Source organism: Senegalia massiliensis (genome assembly GCF_900626135.1).
GTDB classification, from domain to species: domain Bacteria; phylum Bacillota; class Clostridia; order Tissierellales; family SIT17; genus Anaeromonas; species Anaeromonas massiliensis.
The window spans coordinates 1-1,176 of record NZ_LR130792.1; the positions used below are offsets into that span (position 1 = coordinate 1).

The 1,176-nt window shown below is 54.7% G+C and carries 1 protein-coding gene and 1 pseudogene; both read right to left on the reverse strand.

The genetic code is table 11. The annotated features are described in order from the left end of the window. Window positions 1-16 precede the first annotated feature (16 nt). Complete coding sequence (locus E0D94_RS14615; RefSeq protein ID WP_090423510.1) at window positions 17-721, reverse strand: IS6-like element IS26 family transposase; 705 nt, start codon at window positions 719-721, stop codon at window positions 17-19. After that, window positions 722-1,000, reverse strand: a pseudogene (locus E0D94_RS14620) (IS30 family transposase); the annotation flags it as partial. Window positions 1,001-1,176: the final 176 nt, after the last annotated feature.

Genomic DNA, 1,176 nt, shown 5'->3' on the forward strand with positions numbered 1-1,176 from the left:
GTCTTATTCAAAGGCCTTACGTTTCAAAAACTCTGCTTACCAGGCGCATTTCGCCCAGGGGATCACCATAATAAAATGCTGAGGCCTGGCCTTTGCGTAGTGCACGCATCACCTCAATACCTTTGATGGTGGCGTAAGCCGTCTTCATGGATTTAAATCCCAGCGTGGCGCCGATTATCCGTTTCAGTTTGCCATGATCGCATTCAATCACGTTGTTCCGGTACTTAATCTGTCGGTGTTCAACGTCAGACGGGCACCGGCCTTCGCGTTTGAGCAGAGCAAGCGCGCGACCATAGGCGGGCGCTTTATCCGTGTTGATGAATCGCGGGATCTGCCACTTCTTCACGTTGTTGAGGATTTTACCCAGAAACCGGTATGCAGCTTTGCTGTTACGACGGGAGGAGAGATAAAAATCGACAGTGCGGCCCCGGCTGTCGACGGCCCGGTACAGATACGCCCAGCGGCCATTGACCTTCACGTAGGTTTCATCCATGTGCCACGGGCAAAGATCGGAAGGGTTACGCCAGTACCAGCGCAGCCGTTTTTCCATTTCAGGCGCATAACGCTGAACCCAGCGGTAAATCGTGGAGTGATCGACATTCACTCCGCGTTCAGCCAGCATCTCCTGCAGCTCACGGTAACTGATGCCGTATTTGCAGTACCAGCGTACGGCCCACAGAATGATGTCACGCTGAAAATGCCGGCCTTTGAATGGGCGGATTCAAGTACGAGGTGCAACACGGTTTAACGAGGCGTGAAACACCTCGTGGGGTGTCTTGAATCCGAGCCGCTTTCGAGGTCTGTGATTCAATCTGTTTTGGATCATAGCCAGCTCTTCATCCGTCACGGTTTCCATGCGCCGCTTCTTTGGGATGTACTGGCGCAGCAGCCCATTGAAGTTCTCGTTGCTTCCGCGCTGCCAGCTGCAATACGGATCGGCAAAGTAGGTCTGGATGCCCAAGGCCTGATCGATGGCCTGGTGGTTGGCAAACTCCTTTCCGTAGCACATTGGGAAGCGCTGGTTCGGGGGCCGCTATGGCCCTGATGAAGGCAAGGCCGCGAAGCGGCCGCAGGCTTCATCAGGGCAAGCCATGGTCGGTCAGCAGGTATCTAAAGTGAGGTTGTCGAGACAACACTTTGGAGGCCGACCGACCATGACCAAGCTCACCTCTACGC